The organism is Pseudomonas hygromyciniae (assembly GCF_016925675.1).
Taxonomy (GTDB): domain Bacteria; phylum Pseudomonadota; class Gammaproteobacteria; order Pseudomonadales; family Pseudomonadaceae; genus Aquipseudomonas; species Aquipseudomonas hygromyciniae.
Window position 1 is genome coordinate 1,251,368 of the sequence record NZ_CP070506.1, and the last position, 23,209, is coordinate 1,274,576.

Below are 23,209 nucleotides of genomic sequence, written 5' to 3' on the forward strand. Positions count from 1 at the left end.
GCCGGCGATGCAGGGTGTCAGGTAACCCGCCTATGGCTAGGCCAGCCCGTGTTCCTGCACGTAGATGAACAACGCGGCATCACTGATCAGCCCGAGTTTGCGCATGGCGCTGACCTTCTGTGCGCTGACGGTCTGCTTGCTGCGATTGAGGTGCGCGGCAATCTCACCGACCGTCTTGCCACTCGCCAGCAGGCGGATCACTTCCAGTTCCCGTGGGGACAGTTGGTGCTGCGAGTGCAGGCGGTCAGCCCCCACAGCGCCCGCCAGGGCCAGCGCCTGTTCAATGGTGCGCGCCACATAGGGCCGCTGCTGGCGCACTTGCTCGATGGCCTCGGGCAGTTCGTCGGCCAGGCTGGCCTTGCTCAACAGGCCCATGACCCCAAGCTCCAGGATCGAGTTGAACAGGCCGGCATTGTTGAGCATGGTCACCACCACCAGCGGCAGGTCGGGGTAATGCCGGCGCAGGTGCTCGATCAGGCGCAGGCCGTCGGCCTGGGGTTCGGCGGGCATCATGAAATCGGTGACCAGGACATCACAGGGGCAGCGTTGCAGCAGGGCCGCGAGGGCCTGGGGCGAGTTGGCCTCTCCGACGATGCGTACCCGCTCATCGCGCTCCAGCACTGCGCGCAAACCGATCAGGAAAATCGGATGATCGTCGGCGATGACTATGCGCAAGGGCTGTTCAGACGCGTCTCTCACGGTGGGCTCCGGCAATAATCAGGGGATTCTAGCCTGTCGGCGGCTGTTTTCTCTCTGTCATATTTGCCATGCATGCTCGATTGACTCAGCTCAAAGCCGAACTTTGTGCTTTGGACGACGGTCATTTACCTGTAGGAGCGAGCTTGTGTCCGGGCGGCGTTCCTACAGTGGTTATTTATTTTTCTCATGATTGAGTGGTGATCGAGATGGAAAGTATCAGCCTATTGCTCGGTGAAGCGCTGAGCCCTTATCAGGTCACGCTGACTACCTCGGGTGTACACGGCGAGTGCCTGGTGACGGTGAAGAGCCCGACGGGCGCTATCGTGGTTGAACGCGAAGTGGATCGTGGACAATTGACCGACAAGCGCGCCTTGGTGGACGTGGTGGATTGCCTGCACCGCGACCTGAAAATCGCCGAAGGGCGCCTGGAGCCCTCGGTGGTCGCGGCCTTGCGCAACGCCGCCCAGACACGCATCACCGCCCAGGCATGAAGAAAGTTTTATCTTTGGAACCTTCCTACAGGATGGCGAGTCAGACGTTGTAACAGCAGGATCAAGCATTGTGCTCCGGTGCTTGTAGCTTGTTGTACTGGTCTTTGTAGGCCACGTTTAACCCCGAGTTGTCTCCCCACTGCTCGGGGTTTCTTTTTGCCCGGGATTTATCAAGGCAGCGGCGCGTCGCTGAAAAACCTCGGGTTGTCCTTGAGGTATTGCTCGCGTGTCAGCGGGTCCAGCCTGTTGGCATAGGACTCAAGTAGCGTCTCCTGAGGGATATTCTGCAACTCGCGGTTGATATGGCTGATGGCCTCGCGTCCCTTTGGGGTGTTCGAGCAACCGATATGGATCCGCTGATAGTGCGTCGTGCCCTTGATCGGATAGAACAACAGGTCTTGCGGATCAATACCCTGTTGCGCTGCCTGGTAGCGGATTTCCGTCCAGTAGCCCAGCACGGCTTCCAACCGCCCCAGGCGCTGCATCTGCAGCAAACTGCCCAGTGCGTCGTTGCCGTAGTGTGGGGCCAGTTCGAGTGGATCGGCCTGGATCAACTGCTCGTCAATCCCGGGGCCGTAGCTACGCTCGGCGACGATCCCAAGACGTGTCTGTTGCGCATCAAGAAACCGCGCCAGATCGAACTTGCCGTCAACCACATAGCTTGCCAGGGCGTCCTGTCGGTTACGGCGAATCGCGATGCCATTGCTCAGCACGGCAAACGCAGGTGTGGAAAAGACAATGCTCTTGGCCCGCGCGGGTGTCCATACCAGCGATGGATCGCAGGTGAAGGAGGGCGCCTGGAGCATTTGCATGCCTCGGGCTCGATTGACGTGCAGAATCTGGTGGCGATACTGCGGCAGGCGCTCGATCAACAGCGGCAGCAGTTTATCGACGCTGCCCTGGCCCTTTTGCGGGCCATCGAAAATGGTCATCGGCGGCAGGTCACGCACCACCCAGGTTAACGTGTCCTGTGCCTGGCTCGATAGCGGTAGCGCCACGAGCAGCGGGGCGATGAGCCATAGGCGCCGCAGCGCCTTGATGAAACGGCAGGCCATTATCTTGAACGTGCTCCGAGCGGCATCAGATCGCGCCCTCCTTGCGCAAACGGGCTACGGCGGCGCTGTCGTAGCCTAGGGATTGCAGAACCACGGCATTATGCTCGCCCAGCTCCGGCCCGACCCACTCACAACTGCCAGGGGTGTCCGAAAGCTTGGGCACGATGCCGGGCATCTTGAAATCCTTGCCGTCGGGCAGTTGTGCCTTGAGGAACATTTCCCGAGCCAGGTATTGCGGGTCGCCCAGCATATCTTCGGCGCTGTAGATCCGGCTGGCAGGTACTTGGGCCAGGTTCAACTGCTCCACCACCTGTTCCAGCGACAAGCTGTTGACCCAGCGGTCGATCACGCCGTACAGCTCGTCGCGCCGGCTATCGCGGCCATCGTTGCTGGCCAGTTGTGGGTCATTGGCCAGGTCCTCACGACCGACCGTCAGCATGAAGCGCTTGAAGATCGCATCGCCATTGGCGCCAATTTGCACGTGCTTGCCATCGGCGGTGGTATGGATCGATGACGGGGTAATGCCCGGCATGATGTTGCCGGTGCGCTCGCGGATAAACCCGAACACATCGAACTCCGGAATCATGCTTTCCATCATCGCGAAGATCGCTTCATACAACGCCACGTCCACCACCTGGCCGAGGCCGCCGTTGACCTCGCGATGCCGCAAGGCCATTAGTGCGCCAATCACCGCCCACAGCGCGGCGATGGAGTCGCCTATGGAAATCCCGGTACGCACTGGCGGGCGGTCCTCGAAACCAGTGATGTAGCGCAGCCCGCCCATGGACTCACCGACCGCGCCGAAGCCCGGTTGATCCTTCATCGGCCCGGTCTGGCCAAAGCCCGAGAGCCGCACCATCACCAACTTGGGGTTCAGGGCGTGCAGGGTGTCCCAGTCCAGGCCGAGTTTTTCGAGGACGCCGGGGCGGAAGTTCTCGATCAGGATGTCGGCGTCTGCCAGCAGTTGCTTGAGGATCGCCAGGCCGTCCGGATGCTTGAGGTTCAGGGTCAGGGACTTTTTATTGCGTGCCTGCACAAACCACCATAGCGAGGTGCCTTCATACAGCTTGCGCCATTTGCGCAGCGGGTCGCCGCCGTCAGGGGATTCGACCTTGATCACCTCGGCCCCGAACTCGGCGCAGATGCGCGAGGCGAACGGGCCGGCGATCAGGGTGCCCAGTTCGATGACTTTCAGGCCGGCAAGCGGTTTGGCGGTAAACGACATGAGGATCCTTACTAGTGCAGGCAGGTGTGTATTGCCTTTTAACATAGGCGAGCGGTGCAGGGATAAGGATGATGCAGCGCAGGATTCGTTGAATGACCCCGCCATCGGTTAGACTGGCCGCCTTTTCCTGTCTCTAGAAGTCCGTTCATGGCCCAGCCGTCCACGACCTACAAGTTTGAACTCAACCTGACCGACCTCGATCGTTCGGTGTACGAGAGCGTCAAGCAAACCATCGCCCGTCACCCGTCGGAAACCGAAGAGCGCATGACCGTACGGTTGCTGGCCTACGCCCTTTGGTACAACGAGCACTTGTCGTTTGGTCGCGGACTGTCAGATGTAGACGAACCAGCCCTGTGGGAAAAAAGCCTGGATGATCGGGTTCTGCACTGGATCGAAGTCGGTCAGCCCGATGCCGACCGCCTGACCTGGTGTTCGCGCCGTACCGAGCGTACCAGCCTGCTGGCCTACGGCAGCCTGCGGGTGTGGGAAGGCAAGGTGGTGCCGGTGGCCAACAACCTGAAAAACGTGCACATCGCTGCCGTGCCCCAGGAAATCCTGGAAACCCTGGCCAAGGACATGCCACGGGTGATCAAGTGGGATGTAATGATCAGCGAAGGCACGATCTTCGTCACCGATGACCGCGGCCAGCACGAAGTGCAGTTGCAGTGGCTGGTCGGCGAACGCGGCTAGTATTCAACACCGCCCTCTGTAGGAGCGAGCTTGCTCGCGAAGGGCGTCCACGATAACGCGGGCATCCAGAATGAATACGGTGCCCTTGCGTTTTTCGCGAGCAAGCTCGCTCCTACAGGGTGAGCATTTTTATCTATAGCTAGAGAAGCCCCCATCACCCCATGCGTATCGATCCTCGCCCATTGCCCGCCGTCCTGCCGTTCCTCGGTGAATTGCCACCGTTGCTGACCCGTCTTTATGCCGCCCGTGGCGTGACCTCGCAGGATGAGCTGGATAAGAGCCTGGCGCGTCTGATTCCCTATCAGCAGCTCAAAGGGATCGATGCCGCCGTGGACTTGCTGGTGACGGCCCTGGAACAGCGCCAGCGGATCCTGATCGTTGGCGACTTCGATGCCGATGGCGCCACCGCCAGTACCGTGGGTACCCTCGGCCTGCGCCTGCTCGGGGCCGCCCATGTCGATTACCTGGTGCCCAACCGCTTCGAATACGGCTACGGCCTGACCCCGGAAATCGTCGCCGTGGCCTTGCAACGCGAGCCGCAGTTGCTGATCACCGTGGACAACGGCATCTCCAGTGTCGAAGGCGTGGCGGCGGCGAAGGCGGCGGGGCTCAAGGTACTGGTCACCGACCACCACTTGCCCGGCGACGAATTGCCGGCGGCCGATGCCATCGTCAACCCGAACCAGCCCGGTTGCGAGTTCCCCAGCAAGGCCTTGGCGGGCGTGGGAGTGATCTTCTACGTACTGATGGCGTTGCGCGCGCGCTTGCGCAGCCTGGGCTGGTACGACAACCAGCCGCAACCCAATATCGGCGAGTTGCTCGACCTGGTGGCCCTGGGCAGTGTGGCCGACGTGGTACCGCTGGATGCCAATAACCGCATCCTGGTCTACCAGGGCCTGGAGCGGATTCGCGCCGGTCGTGCGCGGCCGGGCATCAAGGCGATCCTCGAAGTGGCCAAGCGTGACCACGCGCGTATCACCTCCACTGACCTGGGTTTTATTCTCGGCCCACGCCTCAACGCGGCCGGGCGCCTGGATGATATGAGCCTGGGCATCGAATGCCTGCTCACCAGCGACTTCGCCCAGGCCCGGGAAATGGCCGCGCAACTGGACGGCATGAACCAGGACCGCAAGACCATCGAGCAGGGCATGCAGCGCGAAGCCCTGGCCCAGCTCAAGGACTTGCCGGTGGAGTCGATGCCATTCGGCCTGTGCCTGTTCGACCCCGAGTGGCACCAGGGTGTCATCGGCATCCTTGCTTCGCGTATGAAAGAGCGCTATTTCCGCCCGACCATTGCCTTTGCCGATGCCGGTGACGGCCTGCTCAAGGGCTCTGGGCGTTCGGTGCCGGGGTTCCATATCCGCGATGCCCTGGCCGTGGTGGCGAGCCAGCATCCGAACCTGATCGCCAAATACGGCGGCCACGCCATGGCGGCGGGCCTGACCTTGCCTGAAGCGAACTTCCCGCTGTTCGCCGAAGCGTTCGACGCCGAAGTGCGCCGCCAACTGCGTGAAGAAGACCTCACCGGGCGCCTGCTGTCCGATGGCACCTTGGCGGTGGAAGAGTTCCATCTGGAACTGGCCCGCGCCCTGCGCAATGCCGGGCCCTGGGGCCAGCACTTTCCCGAACCGCTGTTTCACGGGGTGTTTCAACTGGTGGAGCAACGGGTGGTGGGCGAGCGTCACCTCAAGGTGGTGCTCAAGAGTGAGTGCGGCGCGGTGAAACTCGATGGCATTGCTTTTGGCATCGACCGCGAAGTGTGGCCCAACCCGACCATTCGCTGGGTGGAGCTGGCCTACAAGCTGGACGTCAACGAATTCCGTGGCCAGGAAACCGTGCAATTGATGATTGCCCACATCGAACCGCGCTGAACCCTGTGCAATCCCCGGTTGTCGACTAGTCTCTAAGCACTGTGTGATTGGTCTTGTGACCTTGTCTGTTTTTTAGCCCGAAGGGGACGGGCCTTTCATCTTTTCGTCACGCGCACCGGTCAGACAGAACCCTGGAGCCAATGCCCACCGGATACGAGAAGAGGTGCCCCATGAGTCTGTTGCTTGAAACCTATACCCTGCGCCAATTGACCCTGCTCAACCGCATTGCCGTATCGCCGATGTGCCAGTACTCCGCCGTCGATGGCCTGGCCAATGACTGGCACCTGGTGCACCTGGGCAGCCGCGCCGTCGGCGGCGCTGGCCTGATTTTCAGTGAAGCCACCGCCGTCACCGCGGATGGCCGCATCACCGCCCAGGACCTGGGCCTGTGGAACGATGCCCAGATTGAACCGTTGCAGCGCATCACCCGCTTTATCAGCGCCCAAGGGGCGGTGGCAGGTATTCAACTGGCCCATGCCGGGCGCAAGGCAAGCACCCACCGACCGTGGATCGGCAAGCACGGCAGCGTCAAGCCCGCAGACGGCGGCTGGGTGCCGGTAGGTCCGTCGCCCATCGCCTTCGACCCACAGCACACCGCGCCCCGGCAATTGGACGAAGGGCAAATCCAGCAGGTGATCGCCGACTTCGTAGCCGCCGCCAAACGCGCCCTGACTGCCGGTTTCAAAGTGGTGGAAATCCATGCCGCCCATGGTTATCTGCTGCATCAGTTTCTTTCGCCCCTGAGCAATCAGCGCCAGGATCAATATGGCGGCTCCTTTGAAAACCGCATTCGCCTGGTATTGCAAGTCACCGAAGCGGTGCGTGAGGTGTGGCCGCAAGAGCTGCCGTTGTTTGTGCGCGTCTCGGCCACCGACTGGGTGGAAGACGGCTGGAACCCGGATGAAACCGTGGAGCTGGCGCGCCGCCTCAAAGACCTGGGCGTGGACCTGATCGACGTATCCTCCGGTGGCACTGCGGCCAATGCAGAAATCCCTATCGGGCCCGGTTACCAAACGCGCTTTGCCGAGCGTGTGCGCAAGGAGTCCGGCATGGCCACCGGCACGGTGGGCATGATTACCGAGCCGGCCCAGGCCGAGCATATTCTGCGCACCTGCCAGGCCGATATCATCTTCCTCGCCCGGGAACTGCTGCGTGATCCGTACTGGCCGCTGCACGCCGATGACGACCTGGGCGGGCGCAAGGCGACCTGGCCGGCGCAATACCAGCGGGCGACCCACCGCGACCAGCCGATTCATGAGTCTGACTTGCGCGACTGATTTTTTACATTTATCACCCAGACCCACCGCTGATCACGGTGGGTTTTTTCTTGCCTGTGGCCGGGGGATTTTGATGTTTATTCGCTGCGCCGCCAGTTCGGCCAGGCCAGTAACGTCGCGGCGCGCAACAACCACTCGAACGGCCCGTAGGGATGGCGGCGTAGCCAGTGGGTGCTCAGCCACATTTGCAGGATAAAAATCGTGGCCGCCATGGGTAAAAGCAACCATGGCTCGACCTGATTGATCCAGCCAGCGCCGTAGCCGGTGAACAACAGCCCGAGCACCATCGATTGCATGAGGTAATTGCTCAAGGCCATCTTGCCCAGCGGCGCCAGGTACGCGCACAGCCTTGCACCGCTGGTGGTGTTGAACAGCGCCAACATCAATAGACAATAGGCGGCTGTCAGCAGCGGTGCCGTCAGTTGGCCGAGGCCGAAGGCAAAGGTTTCCAGGCCGCCGCCTGGTCTGTAAGCGGCGGTAAGGGCGTAGAGCAGCGCACCGAGCAGGCCCAGTGGGGCGGTCATTAGTAGCAGGCGTCGGGTGCGCGGTTCCCAGGTCTGTGGCGACGCCAGCCACTGCTGTCGCCCAGCGGCGTAGCCGAACAGGAACATCGCCAGGGCGCTGGGTCCTTGCAATAGCCATAACGCCGGCACTGTGGTCCACACCTCCCGGCTATGAAACTGCAAGGTTTGCAGGGCCCCGGCGGAAAATGCCGTGAGTTTTGCCTGGGCTTCGCCCTGGCCAGTGCCGACCGATTCACCCGCCAGCCCCTGCAAGACTCCCAACGCCATCCACAGTGAACAGGCGACCACCACCAGACCGACTGCCCACCGCCGGGCGCGGGCCGCTGACAGGTTGCGGGCGGCCAGCAGCACCAGGCCCAGCAGGGCATAAGTCGAGAGAATCTCCCCGTAGTACAACAGGGCACCATGGACCAGGCCCAATGCCAGCAGTGCCAGTTGCCGGCGCAGCATGCGTGGGACGAAGGCGGCCTCGGCACGCTCGGCGGCGGCCATTTGCAGGGTGAAGCTGTAGCCGAACAGGAAGGAAAACAGCAGGTAGAACTTGGTCTCGAACAACCATGCCACCAGCAGCCGCACCCCGTGATCGAGCGCGCTGGCGTAGGCCGGATTGCTGGAGGTCGAGGCATAAAAGGGATCGGCAAAGGCCCAGATATTCACGCTGAGGATGCCGAACAAGGCAAACCCACGCAGCGCATCGACCTGCACCAAGCGCGCAGTGGCCGTTGCTGGCATGTTCAACGCCCCTGCAGCAGGTGAACCACCAGGCCCCGCAGGACCTTGGTCTGCTGCTCGGGGTGAAAGTCCGGGTCGACAGCCACGCGGGCGAACATGCCATCGATCAAGGCGGCCAGCCAGTTGGCCGCGTCGGGCACGCTCAACGCGGTGTGTAATTGCCCGGCCTGGTCGGCCGCCTTTACCAGGGCTTCCAAGCCATCACGCAACGAGCGGTCATTGGCCTTCACCAGCCGCGCCACGGCTTCGTCGCGGTGACCCAGGGCCGAGATCTCCAGCGCCAGACCAGCATAGTGGCGGTCGCAGGCCAATTGGCAGACCTGATCGAGGAAAGCCAGCAACTGCGCCATCGGATCAGCCGTCTTGGCCAACGGCGCCATGGCCTGTTGGATCTCTGCACCTTCGCGGGCCACCAGCGCCAGCAAGACCTCGTGCTTGCTGGCGAAATAGTGGAACAGATTGCCCGCGCTCATACCGGCTCGGGCACAGATATCCGCGGTGCGCGTGGCGACAAAACCGGCCTCGGCGAAACACTGGGACGCGGCATCCAACAGGGCCATGCGTTTGCTTTCGCGTTGTTGGGGATCAATGGTGCGCATGCCTGTCTCATTAATTAATTGAGTGGTCAGTCAATTTATGAGGCGTAAGAGTTTTCTGCAAGTTTTTTGCTTCGAGAGAAATATTTAAGTGAATACTCTAAAAAAATCTCACAGGCGTCAGGATAGTTTCTACGCTTGAAGTAAGGCGGCTTCTGGCCCAGGAAGTCAGTCTGTTTGCTCGCTGAGGCATTGCACTTCGCGGACAGGGTTATGGGCATTAGGAGTTGTTGTTTATTACACGGAGAAACATTCCATGGCCAAGTCCATTGGTGTAACAGAGGTTCTGACGCTTTTTTTCAGCCGCAGGCTGTCATTGCATGGCCGCCGATTGAGCTCGGATGAGACTCAACTGCTGGAGCAGTACCGCGCCTTGACCGAAAACGATCAAGTTGCAATGCGCTATCTGATTGGCGCGATGAAGAGCATTTCACGCTTTTGACCCGGCCAGGGCGTTCCCACGCTACTCAGCGCGTGGGAACGTTTGGCATCAGCTGTACTTGCGCTTGTCCGGAGCGGGTGGGAAGTACTGGTACAACCAGGTTTCACTCAAGGTCCGGTCATTGGTGCGAATGAACAGGCGCATTTCCACCGGTTCTACGCTGTCGCTGGTCGGGTACCAGTCGAAGAGGATGCGATAGCCCTTGATGTCATCGAGCACCAGCACGCTGAAATCTTTCACTTCGCCATGGGAGCACGTGACCACCGGCTCGATCCCGGTGCCTTCGGGCAGACGGTCGAGGCCACCGCCCTTGAAATCCACGGCAAACCGGCGCGCCCAGACCGGCGGGTAATGTTCACCCGGTGCCCAGCCTTCGGTGAAACCGCCCATGCCGGAACGGGTGGCGTTGACCTGCGCCAGCGGCGTGCTGACCGGGGGCAGGGCGCTCCAGTAGAGCTTGTAGCCAAAGTTCAGGGAGTCGCCGGCGGCCACCGGTTTCTTTGGGGTCCAGAAGGCGACGATGTTGTCCATGGTCTCGCCGGTGGTAGGGATTTCCAGCAGGTCGACAGAGCCTTCGCCCCACGCGGTGGTCGGTTCTACCCACAGGCTCGGGCGCTTGCTGTACCAATCCACAGTGTCCTGGTAGCTGGCGAATTCATGGTCGGTCTGCACCAGGCCGAAACCTTTCGGGTCTTTATCGGCGAAGGCATTGAATTGCAGCTTGGCCGGGTTGTTCAGCGGGCGGCAGATCCACTCGCCGTTGCCGCGCCACATCGCCAGGCGGTCGGAATCGTGGATCTGCGGGTGAATGGTGTCGCACATGCGCCGCTCATGGGTGCCGCAACTGAACATGCTGGTCATGGGCGCGATGCCCATCTGCTGGATCGCGGTCCGCGCGTTGATATGGGCGTCGATGGCCATCACCACCTGGGTGGCCTGGCAATCGATGTCGAAGCGGTAGGCGCCGGTGGCGCTCGGTGAGTCGAGCAGGGCATAGACCACGAAGCGGGTGCTGTCCTTGTCCGGCGTCTCGAACCAGAACTGGGTGAAATCGGGAAATTCTTCGCGTTTGCTGGCGTAGGTATCGATGGCCAGGCCGCGCGCCGAAAGGCCGTATTGGCCGGTGTTATCCACCGCTCGGAAATAGCTGGCGCCGAGAAAAGACACCACATCGTGGCGGTCCAGTTCCGGGGCCTTGAACAGCTTGAACCCGGAAAAGCCCAAGTCGCCCTTGAGCTGCTGGGTATCGACCGTGGTTTTTTCATAGTTGAACAGCGATGGACGGAAATGCACCTCCCGCGCCTGACGGGTCTTGGGGTCGACACTGTGCATGCGCACCGGGGTCTTGAAGCCCATGCCGACATGGAAAAACTGCACGTCCAGTTGGCCTTTGAGGTCTTTCCACAGCGAATGATTGCCGTCGTAGCCAATGGCATTGAAGTTCTGCGGGGTCATGGTCGCCAGGGTCGGCGGCAGCACCTGGCGGGTGTCCTGATACTGTTTGCCAGCCAGTTGCTTGGCTTGCAGCTTGAGCCAATCGAAGTCGAACGCTTTGGCGTCGCCATCGGCTGCACGATTCCCGGCCCAGGCCTGAGCGGCGAGCAGGCCACTGGCCGACAGTCCGGTATAGGCCGCGATGGCCATGGACGCTTTGAGCAAATTCCTGCGGTGCATAAATACAACCTGTGGTGAGCAATCCCGTGCCGTTCCTGGCGCGTGCTGGATCAGAAATAACGGTTCGGACATGCCTTCGGCCAAACGCAACGGACAGTAAACAGATGTCGAATAGCTTAAGGGGTTCGGTGGGGAAGGAAAATTGATTGATAGCGGGATGATGGCGTTGCATGTGAAACAAGACGTGTCAGCGGGGGGGGGGCTGTAGGGGAGGTACATATCCGTTGCTGCGGTAACGGCGGCTATGGGTTCCGCCCTTACGGCGGGTCACTTTGGAAAAGCCCCAAAGTAACCAAAGGGCTCTTGCCGGTATGACTCACCCACATGGGTTACAAATCAGTTCACGCACATAGGTAACAGTTTTTAACTGGCAGGGTCGATTTCGCGAGGATCTGACCATGCCCTGGAAAGAGCTGAAACCTATGGACCTTAAAGTACTGTTCATTGCCGATTACCTGTCCCAGAAGCACAGCCTTAGCCAGCTGTGCCGGGACTATGAGGTCAGCCGCAAGACTGGGTATAAGTGGATCAGGCGTTACGAGGCAGAGGGCCCGAGTGGGCTTGATGAGCGTAGCCGCTGCCGCCACAACCAAACCTACGTGGTGCCCTTGGCTGTGAAACAGGCAATCGTTGAATTTCGCTTAAGTGGCGAGACGATTCCCGGCCCGAAAAAGATTCAGAATAGTCTCATCCAGCGTTTCCCAGATCAGGATCCGCCCTCGAAGACGACCATTTACAACATTCTCAAGGCAGCTGATTTGATTACCCCCAAGCCATTGCGCCGACGGGTGGCTGTGTATCCCAAGCCTTTACGCAAGGCAGAAAATCCCAACCAGTTATTCAGCGCTGATTACAAAGGCCAATACCTGACCGGAGCAGGGATTTGGTGTTATCCGCTGACGATCATGGATCATGCCAGCCGGTTTTTGCTGGCGTGCCAGAGCATGAGCAGCACCAATCTGAAGGAAACCCAGCAAACCTTCGAAAGGGTTTTTTCGCGAATACGGCCTGCCAGAGCGCATTCGTACCGACAACGGCATACCGTTTGCCAGCACCAGTCGAGCGGGGTTGTCACAGCTGTCGATCTGGTGGATGAGACTTGGGATCATTCCTGAGCGGATCGAGCCAGGTCGCCCAGATCAGAATGGGCGGCATGAGCGTATGCACCGAACGCTGAAAAGCACGTTACCTCACCCGTCGGCAATTGCCTGGGAAGCCCAGCAGCGCCACTTTGATCGCTTCCTGCAGCACTACAATTACGAGCGTGGGCACGAGGCGCTTGGCCAGAAAACGCCTGCCGCTTGCTATACGCCTTCAACTCGAATGTACCCGGAGAAGCTACCGGAAATGACCTATGCGAGCCATATTGAGAGTTACCTGGCCGACAGTAGCGGAATCATCAATCGAGGAGGCATGCGGGTTTATATCGGCAATTTACTTCGTCACCAGACCATCGGAATGGAGATGATTGGTGATGGGGTATGGAATGTAATCTTCGGTCCGGTGATCTTGGGCCATGTGAATGCGAGAGATGCAAAGAACGGTTATGTCTCAATCAAAGTGTCACCTATGTGAATGCACTTTTTTGTAACCCATGTGGTTGTCCCGTACATGCCCCACCACTCGGTGCCTCGCCTAGGCTCGGCATGCCCGCAGTCAGGCATTGCTCCGTGGGCCCGCCGCGATCGGCCATCCATGGCCGTGTCGCGGCTACCCCGGCATCCTGCCGGGGTGCCCACTGCGCAATACCTGCCTGCGGCCATCGTGGTTTGACGGGGCGCCTAAGATCAAAAGCCAGATCAAAAGCTGAGCAACAGCAACGCCAGAGCGCGGAGCTGCGTCCCCCTGTGGGAGCGGCGGTGCGACGATTCGACTTGCCCGCGAATGCGGAGTATCAGTCAATACATTTATCAACTGACAGACTGCATTCGCGAGCAAGCCCGCTCCCCCAAGGATACGCGCACGCTTCGACGATCAGGTCGGCTGTCAGGCCGCCTCGTTTTGCTTGTGATTTTGATCTTAGGCGCCCCGTTAAACCACGCTGGCCGTAATCCGATATTGATTTGGGGGGTAAACCGGCAGGACGCCGGTTTAGCCGCGCTGGGCCATGGATGGCCCATCGCGGCGGCCCCCCAAATCAATGTCGGATTACGGGCATGCCGAGCCTAGGCGAGGCACCGAGTGGTGGGGCAAGAGCCCTTTGGTTACTTTGGGGCTCTTTTCCAAAGTGACCCGCCGTAAGGGCGGAACCCATAGCCGCCGTTACCGCAGCAACGGATATGTACCCAACCCCAACCCCAGTCATGAGTTACATCTGGAAGCACTCTATATCCAGGAATATTGGCACTTAGTTTTACGCTGACAGCCTATTAAACCTATGAACCCAAGTTTCTGGAGGCTATGAATGAATACCCGTGGATTGCTTGATCAGTTGCTCAAGTCCGGCCAGGACATGCTGCAAAACAAGGCGGGCGGTCAACGTAAAGGCGATGACAAAGGCGCACTGGGCGGCCTGCTCGGCGGTGGCGGGCTCGGCAGCCTGTTGGGCGGCGCGGGTGGCGGGGCATTGGCCGCCGGGGCCATGGGCCTGCTGCTGGGCAACAAAAAAGCCCGCAACTTTGGCGGTAAAGCCCTCACCTATGGCGGTCTTGCAGCACTAGGCGTCATTGCCTACAAGGCCTACGGCAACTGGCAAGCACAACAGGCCGGTGCGCCGAAAGGCGAGCCACAGACCCTCGACCGCCTGCCGCCAGCCCAGGTCGAGCTGCATAGCCAGGCCATTCTCAAGGCCCTGGTGGCCGCCGCCAAGGCCGATGGTCATGTGGACGAGCGCGAGCGCGCCTTGATCGAAGGTGAATTCGTCAAGCTGGACAACGACCAGGAGCTGCAACGCTGGCTGCATGCCGAGCTCAACAAACCCCTGGACCCCGCCGATGTAGCCCGTGCCGCCAGCACCCCGGAAATGGCCGCCGAAATGTACATTGCCAGCGTCATGCTGGTGGACGAGGAAAACTTCATGGAGAAGTCCTACCTCGACGAACTGGCCCGCCAGCTCAAGTTGGAACCGGGTTTGAAGAGTGAATTGGAAAAACAGGTACGCCAAGCCACGCTCTGACCCGCCCCGCACAAAAAACACCCCGCACCCGGATAGGTTGCGGGGTGTTTTTGTATTCCTTGAGACTTGCTCCACAACCCATTGATAAATGATGGCACGGCCTCAGCTATACTCCCCGGCATTTGATCGGCCCTCGAGGAAATACTGTGAAGAACTGGACCTTGCGCCAACGCATATTGGCGAGCTTTGCGGTCATTATCGCCATCATGCTGCTGATGGTTGTGGTCTCGTATTCACGGTTGCTGAAGATCGAAGCGAGCGAAAACTCGGTGCGCGACGACGCCGTGCCGGGGGTTTTTTTCAGCTCGATGATCCGCAGCGCCTGGGTCGACAGCTACCTGCAGACCCAGGAATTGATCGGTTTGCGCGAGCACCAGGGCATTTCCGATGCTGACCGGCAGGATTACAAAACGTTCGAGGCGCGCCTTGAGCAGCACATGGACAGTTATGCCAAGACGATCAATATCGACCAGGATCGTAGCGAGTTCGACGCCTTCGAGGCCCTGCACCAGAAGTACAACCAAGTGCTGGCCCAGGTCCTGGAATTGCACCAGGCCAATAAGGAAGCCGAGGCCGTCAAGATGTTCGACGAGCAACTGACCCCGGCCTGGACTGCAGGGCGCATGAAGCTCAATGACATCATCAATGAGAACAAACAGGTCGCGGACAGGGCCACTGCCGCCATCGATGACGCCGTAGTTGCCGCGAAAATCAGTATGGGTGTGTCGCTGCTCCTCGCGATCCTCGCCGCCGGCCTGTGCGGGCTGCTGCTGATGCGCGCGATCATGGCGCCGATGAAACGCATCGTCGATATCCTCGAAACCATGCGCACCGGTGATCTGAGCAAGCGCCTGAACCTGGACCGCAAGGACGAGTTCGGTGCAGTCGAGACTGGCTTCAACGACATGATGGCCGAGCTGACCGCCCTGGTATCCCAGGCCCAGCGGTCGTCGGTGCAGGTCACCACGTCGGTGACCGAGATTGCCGCCACCTCCAAGCAGCAGCAGGCCACTGCCACTGAAACCGCCGCGACGACCACCGAAATCGGCGCCACTTCGCGGGAAATCGCAGCCACGTCCAAGGACCTGGTGCGCACCATGACCGAAGTGTCCACCGCCGCCGATCAGGCCTCGGTGGCCGCCGGTTCCGGCCAGCAAGGCCTGGCCCGCATGGAAGAAACCATGCATTCGGTGATGGGCGCCGCCGATCTGGTGAACGCCAAGTTGGCGATCCTCAATGAGAAGGCCGGCAACATCAACCAAGTGGTGGTGACGATCGTCAAGGTGGCCGACCAGACCAACTTGCTGTCCCTCAATGCCGCCATCGAGGCCGAGAAAGCCGGTGAGTACGGACGCGGCTTTGCCGTGGTGGCCACCGAAGTACGGCGCCTGGCAGACCAGACCGCCGTGGCCACCTACGATATCGAGCAGATGGTGCGCGAGATCCAGTCCGCCGTATCGGCCGGTGTGATGGGCATGGATAAGTTCTCCGAAGAAGTGCGTCGCGGCATGTTCGAAGTGCAGCAAGTGGGCGAGCAACTGTCGCAGATCATCCACCAGGTCCAGGCCTTGGCGCCGCGGGTGCTGATGGTCAATGAGGGCATGCAGGCCCAGGCCACGGGTGCTGAGCAGATCAACCATGCCTTGGTACAGTTGGGCGATGCCAGCAGCCAGACCGTGGAATCCCTGCGCCAGGCCAGCTTTGCCATTGATGAATTGAGCCAGGTTGCGGTGGGTCTGCGCAGCGGCGTGTCGCGTTTCAAAGTCTGATGAGTGATCCGGCGGCGAAACGCGGCGTGGCGGCGGCAGCCAGAAAAGCCTTGTTCCTGGTGTTTCATATCGCCAGCGAGCGCTATGCCCTCAAGGCCACGGAAGTGGCCGAGGTGTTGCCGCGCCTGCCGCTCAAGCCCATCGCCCACGCGCCGGTGTGGGTCGCCGGGATCTTTGCCCATCGCGGCAATATGGTGCCGGTGATCGATCTCAGCGCCCTGACCTTTGGTACGCCGGCCCAGGCCCGCACCAGTACACGGCTGGTACTGGTCAACTATCGTCCAGAGGCTTGGCTGGAATCGCGCTGGCTGGGGCTGATCCTCGAGCAGGCGACTGACACCCTGCGCTGCGATCCGGCGGATTTCCAACCCTATGGCCTGGACAATCGCCAAGCGCCGTATCTGGGCCCGGTGCGCGAAGACGAACAGGGCCTGACGCAGTGGATCGGCGTCGCCGACCTGCTCACCGCCGAGGTCCGTGCCTTGCTGTTTGCCCCCGACCCGACAGTTGGGGAGGTGTGATGAGCAATGATCAACGCTTTTTCGACTTCCTCAAGGAGCGAATCGGTCTGGATGTCGCCTCGGTGGGCGAGGCGATTATCGAGCGCGCGGTGCGTCAGCGCAGCCAGGCGTTGCAGGGGCTGAGTGCCGATCAATACTGGCAGCGCCTGCAAACCAGCAGCGAGGAACAACAGGCGCTGATCGAAGCGGTCATCGTCCCCGAAACCTGGTTTTTCCGTTATCCCGAATCCTTTGCCACCCTGGCGCGGCTAGCGGTGGCGCGGCTGGGCGAGATCAAGCACATGCGCGCCCTGCGCATCCTCAGCCTGCCGTGCTCCACCGGTGAAGAACCTTATTCCATCGCCATGGCCCTGCTCGATGCGGGCCTTTCGCCTCACCAGTTCAAGGTGCAAGGCATGGACGTCAGCCCACTGTCGGTGGAGCGGGCGCGACGTGGGGTGTATGGCAAGAATTCCTTCCGTGGCCAGGACATCGAATTCCGTGAGCGACATTTCAGCGCCGAAGAGGATGGCTACCGCGTCTGCGACCGGGTGCGTGAACAGGTGCGTCTGCAGGTGGGCAACCTGCTCGATCCGCAGCTGTTGGCCAACGAGCCCACCTATGATTTTGTGTTCTGCCGCAACCTGCTGATCTACTTCGACCAGCCGACCCAGAAGCAGGTATTTGAAGTGCTCAAGGGCCTGACCCATGTCGACGGCGTGCTGTTTATAGGCCCGGCCGAAGGCAGCCTGCTGGGACGCCTGGGCATGCGCTCGATTGGTGTGCCGCAGTCATTTGCCTTCAGCCGTCATGCCGAAGCCGCACCCGAGCCGGTCTACGTCCCCGTAGCGCCTGCGGTGCCCCAGCGCAGCGCCGCGCCGATTCCGAGCAAGCCCCGGCCATTCAGTGCGTTCGCGGCGCCGGTGGTGCCGATCAAGCCTGCTCCCGTGCACTCGGATGCGGCGCAGCTGCTCGGTCAGATCGCGACCCTGGCCAATGAAGGCAAAAGCCTTGAGGCCCGCGCTGCCTGCGAGCGCTACCTGCAAAACCATCCACCGGCGGCCCAGGTGTTCTACTGGCTGGGATTGCTCAGTGATGTGGCGGGTAGCGCCCTCGAAGCCCAGGGGTATTATCGAAAAGCCTTGTACCTGGAACCCCAGCATCCGCAGGCCTTGATGCACCTGGCCGCGCTGCTGGAATCCCAGGGCGATACGGCGGGGGCGCGGCGCTTGCAAGCCCGTGCTGCCCGCAGCGAGCGAGCCGCTGACAGTGAGCGTAAACGATGAGTAGCTCTGCATCCCCGGAAACCCACCTGGACCTGACGGTCGCCGATACCCAGGCTATCGATGATTGCTGGAACCGCATTGGCATCCACGGCGATAAATCCTGCCCGTTGCTGGCCGAGCATATCCATTGCCGCAATTGCGCGGTGTATTCCGCAGCCGCCACCCGCCTGCTGGATCGTTATGCCTTGGCCCAGCAAGACCATCGTCATGCCGTCGCCGCGCAGGCCGATGATGAGGTCGCTACCCGTTCATTGCTGATGTTCCGCCTGGGCGAGGAGTGGCTGGGCATCGCCACCCGTTGCCTGGTGGAAGTCGCGCCCCTGCAACCGATCCATTCCTTGCCTCACCAGCGTTCCCGGGCGCTGCTCGGGGTCGCCAATGTGCGCGGTGCGCTGGTGGCCTGCCTGTCTCTGGTGGAACTGCTGGGGCTCGACAGCACCGCCGGCGGCCCCAGCGGCGGGCGGATCATGCCGCGCATGTTGATCATCGCCGCGCAGGATGGCCCGGTGGTGGTGCCGGTGGATGAAGTGGATGGCATTCACGCCATCGATGAGCGCACCCTCAAGGCGGCATCTGCCTCCGGCACCCAGGCCAGTGCGCGCTACACCCAGGGTGTGTTGCAGTTCAAGGGCCGCAGCCTGCGCTGGCTGGACGAGGCGCAACTGTTGTCTGCCGTGACCCGGAGCCTGTCATGACCCCCGATCAGATGCGCGACGCCTCGCTGCTGGAACTGTTCAGCCTGGAAGCCGATGCCCAGACCCAGGTGCTCAGCGCCGGCTTGCTGGCCCTGGAGCGCAACCCGACCCAGGCTGACCAGCTTGAAGCCTGCATGCGCGCGGCGCATTCGCTCAAGGGCGCGGCGCGGATTGTCGGGGTTGACGCTGGCGTCAGCGTTGCCCACGTGATGGAAGATTGCCTGGTCAGCGCCCAGGAAAGCCGGTTGTACCTGCAACCTGAGCATATCGACGCGTTGTTGCAGGGCACTGACCTGCTGATGCGCATCGCCACGCCGGGCAACACCGTGGGCCCGGCCGATATCGAGGGGTATGTGGCGCTGATGGAGCGCTTGCTGGACCCCTCGCAACCCACGGCCAAAGTGGTTGCACCGCCGCCGCTGCCCGAGCCGCTTGCGCAGCCGCTGGCGTCCCTTGAAGAGTCGCTGCTATTGCCCCCGGAACCAGAGGCCGCGCCGCCCCTGGGCAGTGAAGCGCCGCGTCAGAACAAACGCATGATCGAAGGCGGCGAGCGCGTGTTGCGGGTCACGGCCGAGCGCTTGAACAGCCTGTTGGACCTGTCCAGCAAGTCCCTGGTGGAAACCCAGCGGCTTAAGCCGTATCTGTCCAGCCTGCAACGCCTCAAACGCATTCAAAGCAACGGCGCCCGGGCCTTGGACAACCTCGATGGCCAGCTCAAGACCGTCGACCTGAGCCTCGAAGCCCAGGAAGCCCTGGCCGATGCCCGCCGCCTGCTGGGCGAAGCGCAGTTGCTGTTGGCAGAAAAGACCGCCGAGCTCGATGAATTCGGCTGGCAAGCCGGCCAGCGTGCCCAGGTGCTGTATGACACGGCGCTGGCGTGTCGCATGCGCCCGTTTGCCGATGTACTGGCGGGGCAGGCGCGCATGGTGCGTGACCTGGGTCGCAGCCTGGGCAAGCAGGTACGCCTGGAAATCGAAGGCGAAAAGACCCAGGTGGACCGCGATGTGCTGGAAAAGCTTGAAGCGCCGTTGACCCATTTGCTGCGCAATGCCGTCGATCACGGCATCGAAATGCCCGAGCAGCGTCTGCTGGCGGGCAAGCCGGCCGAGGGCCTGATCCGCCTGCGCGCCTCGCACCAGGCGGGCTTGCTGGTGCTGGAGTTGAGCGATGACGGTAACGGCGTTGATCTGGAGCGCCTGCGCGCCAGTATTGTCGAGCGCAATCTGTCGCCGCTGGAAACCGCGTTACGCCTGAGCGAAGAGGAACTGCTGACCTTCCTGTTCCTGCCGGGCTTCAGCCTGCGCGACAAGGTGACCGAAGTCTCCGGGCGCGGTGTAGGCTTGGATGCAGTGCAACACATGGTCCGCCAATTGCGCGGCGCGGTGGTGCTGGAACAGACGGCGGGGCAGGGCAGCCGCTTTCATCTGGAAGTGCCGCTGACCCTGTCGGTGGTGCGCAGCCTGGTGGTGGAAGTCGGCGAAGAAGCCTACGCCTTCCCCTTGGCCCATATCGAACGCATGTGCGACCTTTCGCCCGACGAAATCGTACAACTGGAAGGCCGGCAGCATTTCTGGCACGAGGGCCGGCATGTCGGCCTGGTCGCGGCCAGCCAGCTATTGCAGCGCCCGCCCGGGCAGACCAGCCAGGACACCCTCAAGGTCGTGGTGATCCGTGAGCGCGAAGCGGTGTACGGGATTGCCGTGGAACGCTTTATTGGCGAGCGCACCTTGGTGGTGTTGCCGCTCGATGATCGCCTGGGCAAGGTGCAGGACATTTCTGCCGGCGCGCTGCTCGATGACGGTTCGGTGGTGTTGATTGTCGATGTCGAGGACATGCTGCGCTCGGTGGACAAGTTGCTCAACACCGGCCGCCTGGAGCGCATTGCCCGCCGCGCCCAGCAAACCGTCGAGGCCGCGCGCAAGCGCATCCTGGTGGTGGATGACTCACTTACCGTGCGCGAACTGCAGCGCAAGCTATTACTTAATCGTGGATATGACGTGGCGGTCGCCGTTGATGGCATGGACGGCTGGAATGCTCTGCGCTCCGAAGATTTCGACCTGCTGATCACTGACATTGATATGCCTCGCATGGACGGTATTGAATTGGTCACACTGTTGCGCCGTGACACTCGCCTGCAGTCGCTGCCGGTGATGGTGGTGTCCTACAAGGATCGCGAAGAAGACCGGCGTCGTGGCCTGGATGCCGGCGCGGACTATTACCTGGCCAAGGCCAGTTTCCATGACGACGCCCTGCTCGATGCGGTGGTGGAACTGATTGGAGGGGCCCGGGCATGAAGATCGCCATCGTCAATGACATGCCCCTGGCGGTCGAGGCATTGCGCCGGGCCTTGAGCCTCGAGCCGGCCCATGAGGTGGTGTGGGTCGCCACCAATGGCCTGGAAGCCGTGCAGCGCTGCGCCGAGCGGACCCCGGATTTGATCCTGATGGACCTGATCATGCCGGTGATGGATGGCGTCGAGGCGACCCGGCAAATCATGGCCGAGACGCCCTGCGCTATCGTTATTGTTACCGTCGATCGCCAGCAGAATGTCAGCCGTGTCTTCGAAGCCATGGGCCATGGCGCCCTGGATGTGGTGGACACCCCGGCGCTGGGGGTTGGCGATGCCAAGGAGGCGGCCGCGCCCTTGTTGCGCAAGATCCTCAATATTGGCTGGCTGATCGGCCAGCGCGGCAGCCGGGTACGGGCTGAACCGGTGCACGCGCGGGGTACGGGCAAGCGCCTGAATCTGGTGGCGATCGGCTCTTCGGCAGGCGGTCCGGCGGCGCTGGAAATCCTGCTCAAGGGCTTGCCGCAGAACTTTTCGGCAGCCATTGTGCTGGTGCAGCATGTGGACCAGGTCTTCGCCGCCGGCATGGCCGAGTGGCTGAGCAGCGCCTCGGGCCTGCCGGTGCGCCTGGCGCGTGAGGGCGAGCCACCGCAAAGTGGCGTGGTATTGCTGGCCGGCACCAATCATCATATCCGGCTGCTGAAAAACGGTACGCTGGCCTACACGGCGGAGCCCGTGAATGAGATTTATCGGCCGTCCATCGACGTGTTTTTCGAGAGCGTCGCCAGCCATTGGAACGGCGATGCCGTCGGCGTCTTGCTGACCGGCATGGGACGCGACGGAGCCCAGGGACTCAAGTTGATGCGTGAGCAGGGCTATCTGACCATCGCTCAGGATCAGCAGAGCTGTGCGGTTTACGGCATGCCCAAAGCGGCAGCGGCGATTGATGCCGCTGTTGAGATTCGCCCATTGGACAGAATTGCGCCACGATTGCTGGAGGTATTCGCAAAATGACCGATATAACTCGCTGTCCTGGCCTGCACGTAGTAATTCAGGTGACCGCAAATGAATGATTTACAACTCGACGACTTCAAGACCGACGAAAATGCCGCCATGGTGTTGCTGGTGGACGACCAGGCGATGATCGGCGAAGCCGTGCGACGCGGTCTGGCCCATGAGGAAAATATCGACTTCCACTTTTGTGCCGACCCCCACCAGGCCATCTCCCAGGCGATCCGCATCAAGCCGACGGTGATCCTCCAGGACCTGGTCATGCCCGGGCTGGACGGCCTGACCCTGGTACGCGAATACCGTAACCACCCGGCGACCCAGAACATTCCGATCATCGTGCTCTCCACCAAGGAAGACCCGCTGATCAAGAGCGCCGCGTTTGCCGCCGGGGCCAATGACTACCTGGTCAAACTGCCGGACAACATCGAATTGGTGGCGCGTATCCGCTACCACTCGCGCTCCTACATGACCCTGCTGCAACGGGACGCGGCTTACCGTGCGCTGCGGGTCAGCCAGCAGCAGTTGCTGGACACCAACCTGGTCCTGCAACGCTTGATGAACTCTGATGGCTTGACCGGGTTGTCCAATCGCCGGCACTTCGACGAGTACCTGGAACTGGAGTGGCGGCGTGCCATGCGTGACCAGACCCAGTTGTCGTTGCTGATGATCGATGTGGATTTCTTCAAGACCTACAACGACAGCTTTGGCCACCTGGAAGGTGATGAAGCGTTGCGCAAGGTGGCGGCGGCTATTCGCGATGCCAGCAGCCGTCCTTCGGACCTGCCGGCGCGCTACGGCGGCGAGGAGTTTGCCCTGGTGCTGCCCAATACTTCGCCGGGTGGTGCGCGGTTGGTGGCCGAGAAACTGCGCCAGGCCGTTGCCGCGCTGAAGATCCCGCATATCGCACCTTCTGAAGGGGCGAGCCTGACGATCAGCATTGGCCTGGCGACCATGACGCCACTGCTGGGCACCGATTGCCGGCAGTTGATCTCGGCGGCGGACAAGGGGTTGTACCTGGCCAAGCATAACGGGCGCAACCAGGTCGGGATCGAATAACCCACAGAACACCGCCAACCTAATGTGGGAGCTGGCTTGCCTGCGATGGCGTCTCCTCGGTCTACTGGATACACCGAGGCGTCTGTATCGCAGGCAAGCCAGCTCCCACATTTGCTCTTTATCGGTCTGTGGATATCACACAAACCCCGCCTTTTCGGCCAAGCGGACTGCCGTTTCCGGCCTTTTGCCGTTATACTCGCCGGCTTTCAAAAGT

Annotated in this window: 19 protein-coding genes and 1 pseudogene; 14 read left to right on the plus strand and 6 right to left on the minus strand. The window is 61.3% G+C overall.

All coding sequences use genetic code 11. The features are described 5' to 3' along the window. Nucleotides 1-36: 36 nt before the first annotated feature. Nucleotides 37-699 (minus strand): response regulator, encoded by a 663-nt coding sequence (locus tag JTY93_RS05420; RefSeq protein WP_205476076.1) that lies wholly within the window; start codon nt 697-699, stop codon nt 37-39. Nucleotides 700-905: 206 nt separating this feature from the next. Here JTY93_RS05420 and JTY93_RS05425 point away from each other — a divergent pair, with 206 nt between their 5' ends. Further along, nucleotides 906-1,190, plus strand: a complete 285-nt coding sequence (locus JTY93_RS05425; RefSeq protein WP_169997328.1) for a DUF3509 domain-containing protein — start codon at nt 906-908, stop codon at nt 1,188-1,190. 170 nt (nt 1,191-1,360) lie between these two features. Here JTY93_RS05425 and JTY93_RS05430 read toward each other — a convergent pair whose 3' ends face one another. Next, nucleotides 1,361-2,245, minus strand: coding sequence for a TIGR02285 family protein (locus JTY93_RS05430; RefSeq protein ID WP_205476077.1), 885 nt, complete (start codon nt 2,243-2,245; stop codon nt 1,361-1,363). A 25-nt stretch (nt 2,246-2,270) separates the two neighbouring features. Next, a complete protein-coding gene (locus JTY93_RS05435; protein ID WP_205476078.1) occupies nt 2,271-3,470 on the minus strand; it encodes a CaiB/BaiF CoA transferase family protein in 1,200 nt (399 codons plus the stop codon). 147 nt (nt 3,471-3,617) lie between these two features. On the opposite strand from JTY93_RS05435, the gene JTY93_RS05440 reads away from it, so the two are divergent. The 3 genes from JTY93_RS05440 (at nt 3,618) to JTY93_RS05450 (ending at nt 7,308) form a co-directional block, all read left to right on the plus strand. Then, entirely contained in the window at nt 3,618-4,160 is a 543-nt protein-coding gene (locus JTY93_RS05440) for a YaeQ family protein (RefSeq protein WP_205476079.1), read from the plus strand. A 161-nt stretch (nt 4,161-4,321) separates the two neighbouring features. Then, complete coding sequence (gene recJ, locus JTY93_RS05445) at nt 4,322-6,031, plus strand: single-stranded-DNA-specific exonuclease RecJ (protein WP_169997335.1); 1,710 nt, start codon at nt 4,322-4,324, stop codon at nt 6,029-6,031. Between the two features lie 170 nt (nt 6,032-6,201). Next, complete coding sequence (locus JTY93_RS05450) at nt 6,202-7,308, plus strand: NADH:flavin oxidoreductase/NADH oxidase (RefSeq protein ID WP_205476080.1); 1,107 nt, start codon at nt 6,202-6,204, stop codon at nt 7,306-7,308. Between the two features lie 77 nt (nt 7,309-7,385). Here the strand turns inward: JTY93_RS05450 and JTY93_RS05455 are convergent, their stop codons facing one another. Then, entirely contained in the window at nt 7,386-8,564 is a 1,179-nt protein-coding gene (locus JTY93_RS05455) for a DUF418 domain-containing protein (protein ID WP_205476081.1), read from the minus strand. 2 nt (nt 8,565-8,566) lie between these two features. Beyond that, nucleotides 8,567-9,163, minus strand: coding sequence for a TetR/AcrR family transcriptional regulator (locus JTY93_RS05460; RefSeq protein WP_205476082.1), 597 nt, complete (start codon nt 9,161-9,163; stop codon nt 8,567-8,569). Nucleotides 9,164-9,416: 253 nt separating this feature from the next. Between JTY93_RS05460 and JTY93_RS05465 the strand changes: the two genes are divergently transcribed. Continuing rightward, entirely contained in the window at nt 9,417-9,602 is a 186-nt protein-coding gene (locus JTY93_RS05465) for a hypothetical protein (protein WP_169997343.1), read from the plus strand. A 48-nt stretch (nt 9,603-9,650) separates the two neighbouring features. Here the strand turns inward: JTY93_RS05465 and JTY93_RS05470 are convergent, their stop codons facing one another. Further along, nucleotides 9,651-11,276 carry a glucan biosynthesis protein D gene (locus tag JTY93_RS05470; RefSeq protein WP_169997345.1) on the minus strand — a complete coding sequence of 542 codons (1,626 nt, stop codon included), beginning with the start codon at nt 11,274-11,276 and terminating at the stop codon, nt 9,651-9,653. 398 nt (nt 11,277-11,674) lie between these two features. On the opposite strand from JTY93_RS05470, the pseudogene JTY93_RS05475 reads away from it, so the two are divergent. The 9 genes and pseudogenes from JTY93_RS05475 (at nt 11,675) to JTY93_RS05515 (ending at nt 22,995) form a co-directional block, all read left to right on the plus strand. After that, a pseudogene (locus tag JTY93_RS05475) lies at nt 11,675-12,851 on the plus strand (integrase core domain-containing protein). A gap of 829 nt (nt 12,852-13,680) precedes the next feature. After that, entirely contained in the window at nt 13,681-14,391 is a 711-nt protein-coding gene (locus JTY93_RS05480) for a tellurite resistance TerB family protein (RefSeq protein WP_038442903.1), read from the plus strand. Between the two features lie 146 nt (nt 14,392-14,537). After that, on the plus strand, nt 14,538-16,160 hold the full coding sequence (locus JTY93_RS05485; RefSeq protein WP_205477598.1) for a methyl-accepting chemotaxis protein: 1,623 nt from the start codon (nt 14,538-14,540) through the stop codon (nt 16,158-16,160). After that, nucleotides 16,160-16,681 (plus strand): chemotaxis protein CheW, encoded by a 522-nt coding sequence (locus JTY93_RS05490; RefSeq protein ID WP_205477599.1) that lies wholly within the window; start codon nt 16,160-16,162, stop codon nt 16,679-16,681. The genes JTY93_RS05485 and JTY93_RS05490 overlap by 1 nt, the downstream gene beginning before the upstream one ends. Further along, complete coding sequence (locus JTY93_RS05495) at nt 16,681-17,946, plus strand: CheR family methyltransferase (RefSeq protein ID WP_205477600.1); 1,266 nt, start codon at nt 16,681-16,683, stop codon at nt 17,944-17,946. Before JTY93_RS05490 ends, JTY93_RS05495 begins: the two co-directional genes overlap by 1 nt. Further along, nucleotides 17,943-18,641 (plus strand): chemotaxis protein CheW, encoded by a 699-nt coding sequence (locus JTY93_RS05500; RefSeq protein WP_205477601.1) that lies wholly within the window; start codon nt 17,943-17,945, stop codon nt 18,639-18,641. Before JTY93_RS05495 ends, JTY93_RS05500 begins: the two co-directional genes overlap by 4 nt. Beyond that, a complete protein-coding gene (locus JTY93_RS05505; protein ID WP_205477602.1) occupies nt 18,638-20,935 on the plus strand; it encodes a hybrid sensor histidine kinase/response regulator in 2,298 nt (765 codons plus the stop codon). Before JTY93_RS05500 ends, JTY93_RS05505 begins: the two co-directional genes overlap by 4 nt. Further along, entirely contained in the window at nt 20,932-21,942 is a 1,011-nt protein-coding gene (locus JTY93_RS05510) for a chemotaxis response regulator protein-glutamate methylesterase (RefSeq protein WP_205477603.1), read from the plus strand. The genes JTY93_RS05505 and JTY93_RS05510 overlap by 4 nt, the downstream gene beginning before the upstream one ends. 51 nt (nt 21,943-21,993) lie before the next feature. After that, nucleotides 21,994-22,995 carry a response regulator gene (locus tag JTY93_RS05515; RefSeq protein ID WP_205477604.1) on the plus strand — a complete coding sequence of 334 codons (1,002 nt, stop codon included), beginning with the start codon at nt 21,994-21,996 and terminating at the stop codon, nt 22,993-22,995. Nucleotides 22,996-23,209 lie beyond the last annotated feature (214 nt).

Excerpts from the sequence above, each read along its gene's own strand:
- JTY93_RS05425 (WP_169997328.1), top strand. The coding sequence starts at position 906 with ATGGAAAGTATCAGCCTATTGCTCGGTGAAGCGCTGAGCCCTTATCAG.
- JTY93_RS05430 (WP_205476077.1), bottom strand. The coding sequence starts at position 2,245 with ATGGCCTGCCGTTTCATCAAGGCGCTGCGGCGCCTATGGCTCATCGCC.
- JTY93_RS05435 (WP_205476078.1), bottom strand. The coding sequence starts at position 3,470 with ATGTCGTTTACCGCCAAACCGCTTGCCGGCCTGAAAGTCATCGAACTG.
- JTY93_RS05440 (WP_205476079.1), top strand. The coding sequence starts at position 3,618 with ATGGCCCAGCCGTCCACGACCTACAAGTTTGAACTCAACCTGACCGAC.
- recJ (WP_169997335.1), top strand. The coding sequence starts at position 4,322 with ATGCGTATCGATCCTCGCCCATTGCCCGCCGTCCTGCCGTTCCTCGGT.
- JTY93_RS05450 (WP_205476080.1), top strand. The coding sequence starts at position 6,202 with ATGAGTCTGTTGCTTGAAACCTATACCCTGCGCCAATTGACCCTGCTC.
- JTY93_RS05455 (WP_205476081.1), bottom strand. The coding sequence starts at position 8,564 with ATGCCAGCAACGGCCACTGCGCGCTTGGTGCAGGTCGATGCGCTGCGT.
- JTY93_RS05460 (WP_205476082.1), bottom strand. The coding sequence starts at position 9,163 with ATGCGCACCATTGATCCCCAACAACGCGAAAGCAAACGCATGGCCCTG.
- JTY93_RS05465 (WP_169997343.1), top strand. The coding sequence starts at position 9,417 with ATGGCCAAGTCCATTGGTGTAACAGAGGTTCTGACGCTTTTTTTCAGC.
- JTY93_RS05470 (WP_169997345.1), bottom strand. The coding sequence starts at position 11,276 with ATGCACCGCAGGAATTTGCTCAAAGCGTCCATGGCCATCGCGGCCTAT.
- JTY93_RS05480 (WP_038442903.1), top strand. The coding sequence starts at position 13,681 with ATGAATACCCGTGGATTGCTTGATCAGTTGCTCAAGTCCGGCCAGGAC.
- JTY93_RS05490 (WP_205477599.1), top strand. The coding sequence starts at position 16,160 with ATGAGTGATCCGGCGGCGAAACGCGGCGTGGCGGCGGCAGCCAGAAAA.
- JTY93_RS05495 (WP_205477600.1), top strand. The coding sequence starts at position 16,681 with ATGAGCAATGATCAACGCTTTTTCGACTTCCTCAAGGAGCGAATCGGT.
- JTY93_RS05500 (WP_205477601.1), top strand. The coding sequence starts at position 17,943 with ATGAGTAGCTCTGCATCCCCGGAAACCCACCTGGACCTGACGGTCGCC.
- JTY93_RS05505 (WP_205477602.1), top strand. The coding sequence starts at position 18,638 with ATGACCCCCGATCAGATGCGCGACGCCTCGCTGCTGGAACTGTTCAGC.
- JTY93_RS05510 (WP_205477603.1), top strand. The coding sequence starts at position 20,932 with ATGAAGATCGCCATCGTCAATGACATGCCCCTGGCGGTCGAGGCATTG.
- JTY93_RS05515 (WP_205477604.1), top strand. The coding sequence starts at position 21,994 with ATGAATGATTTACAACTCGACGACTTCAAGACCGACGAAAATGCCGCC.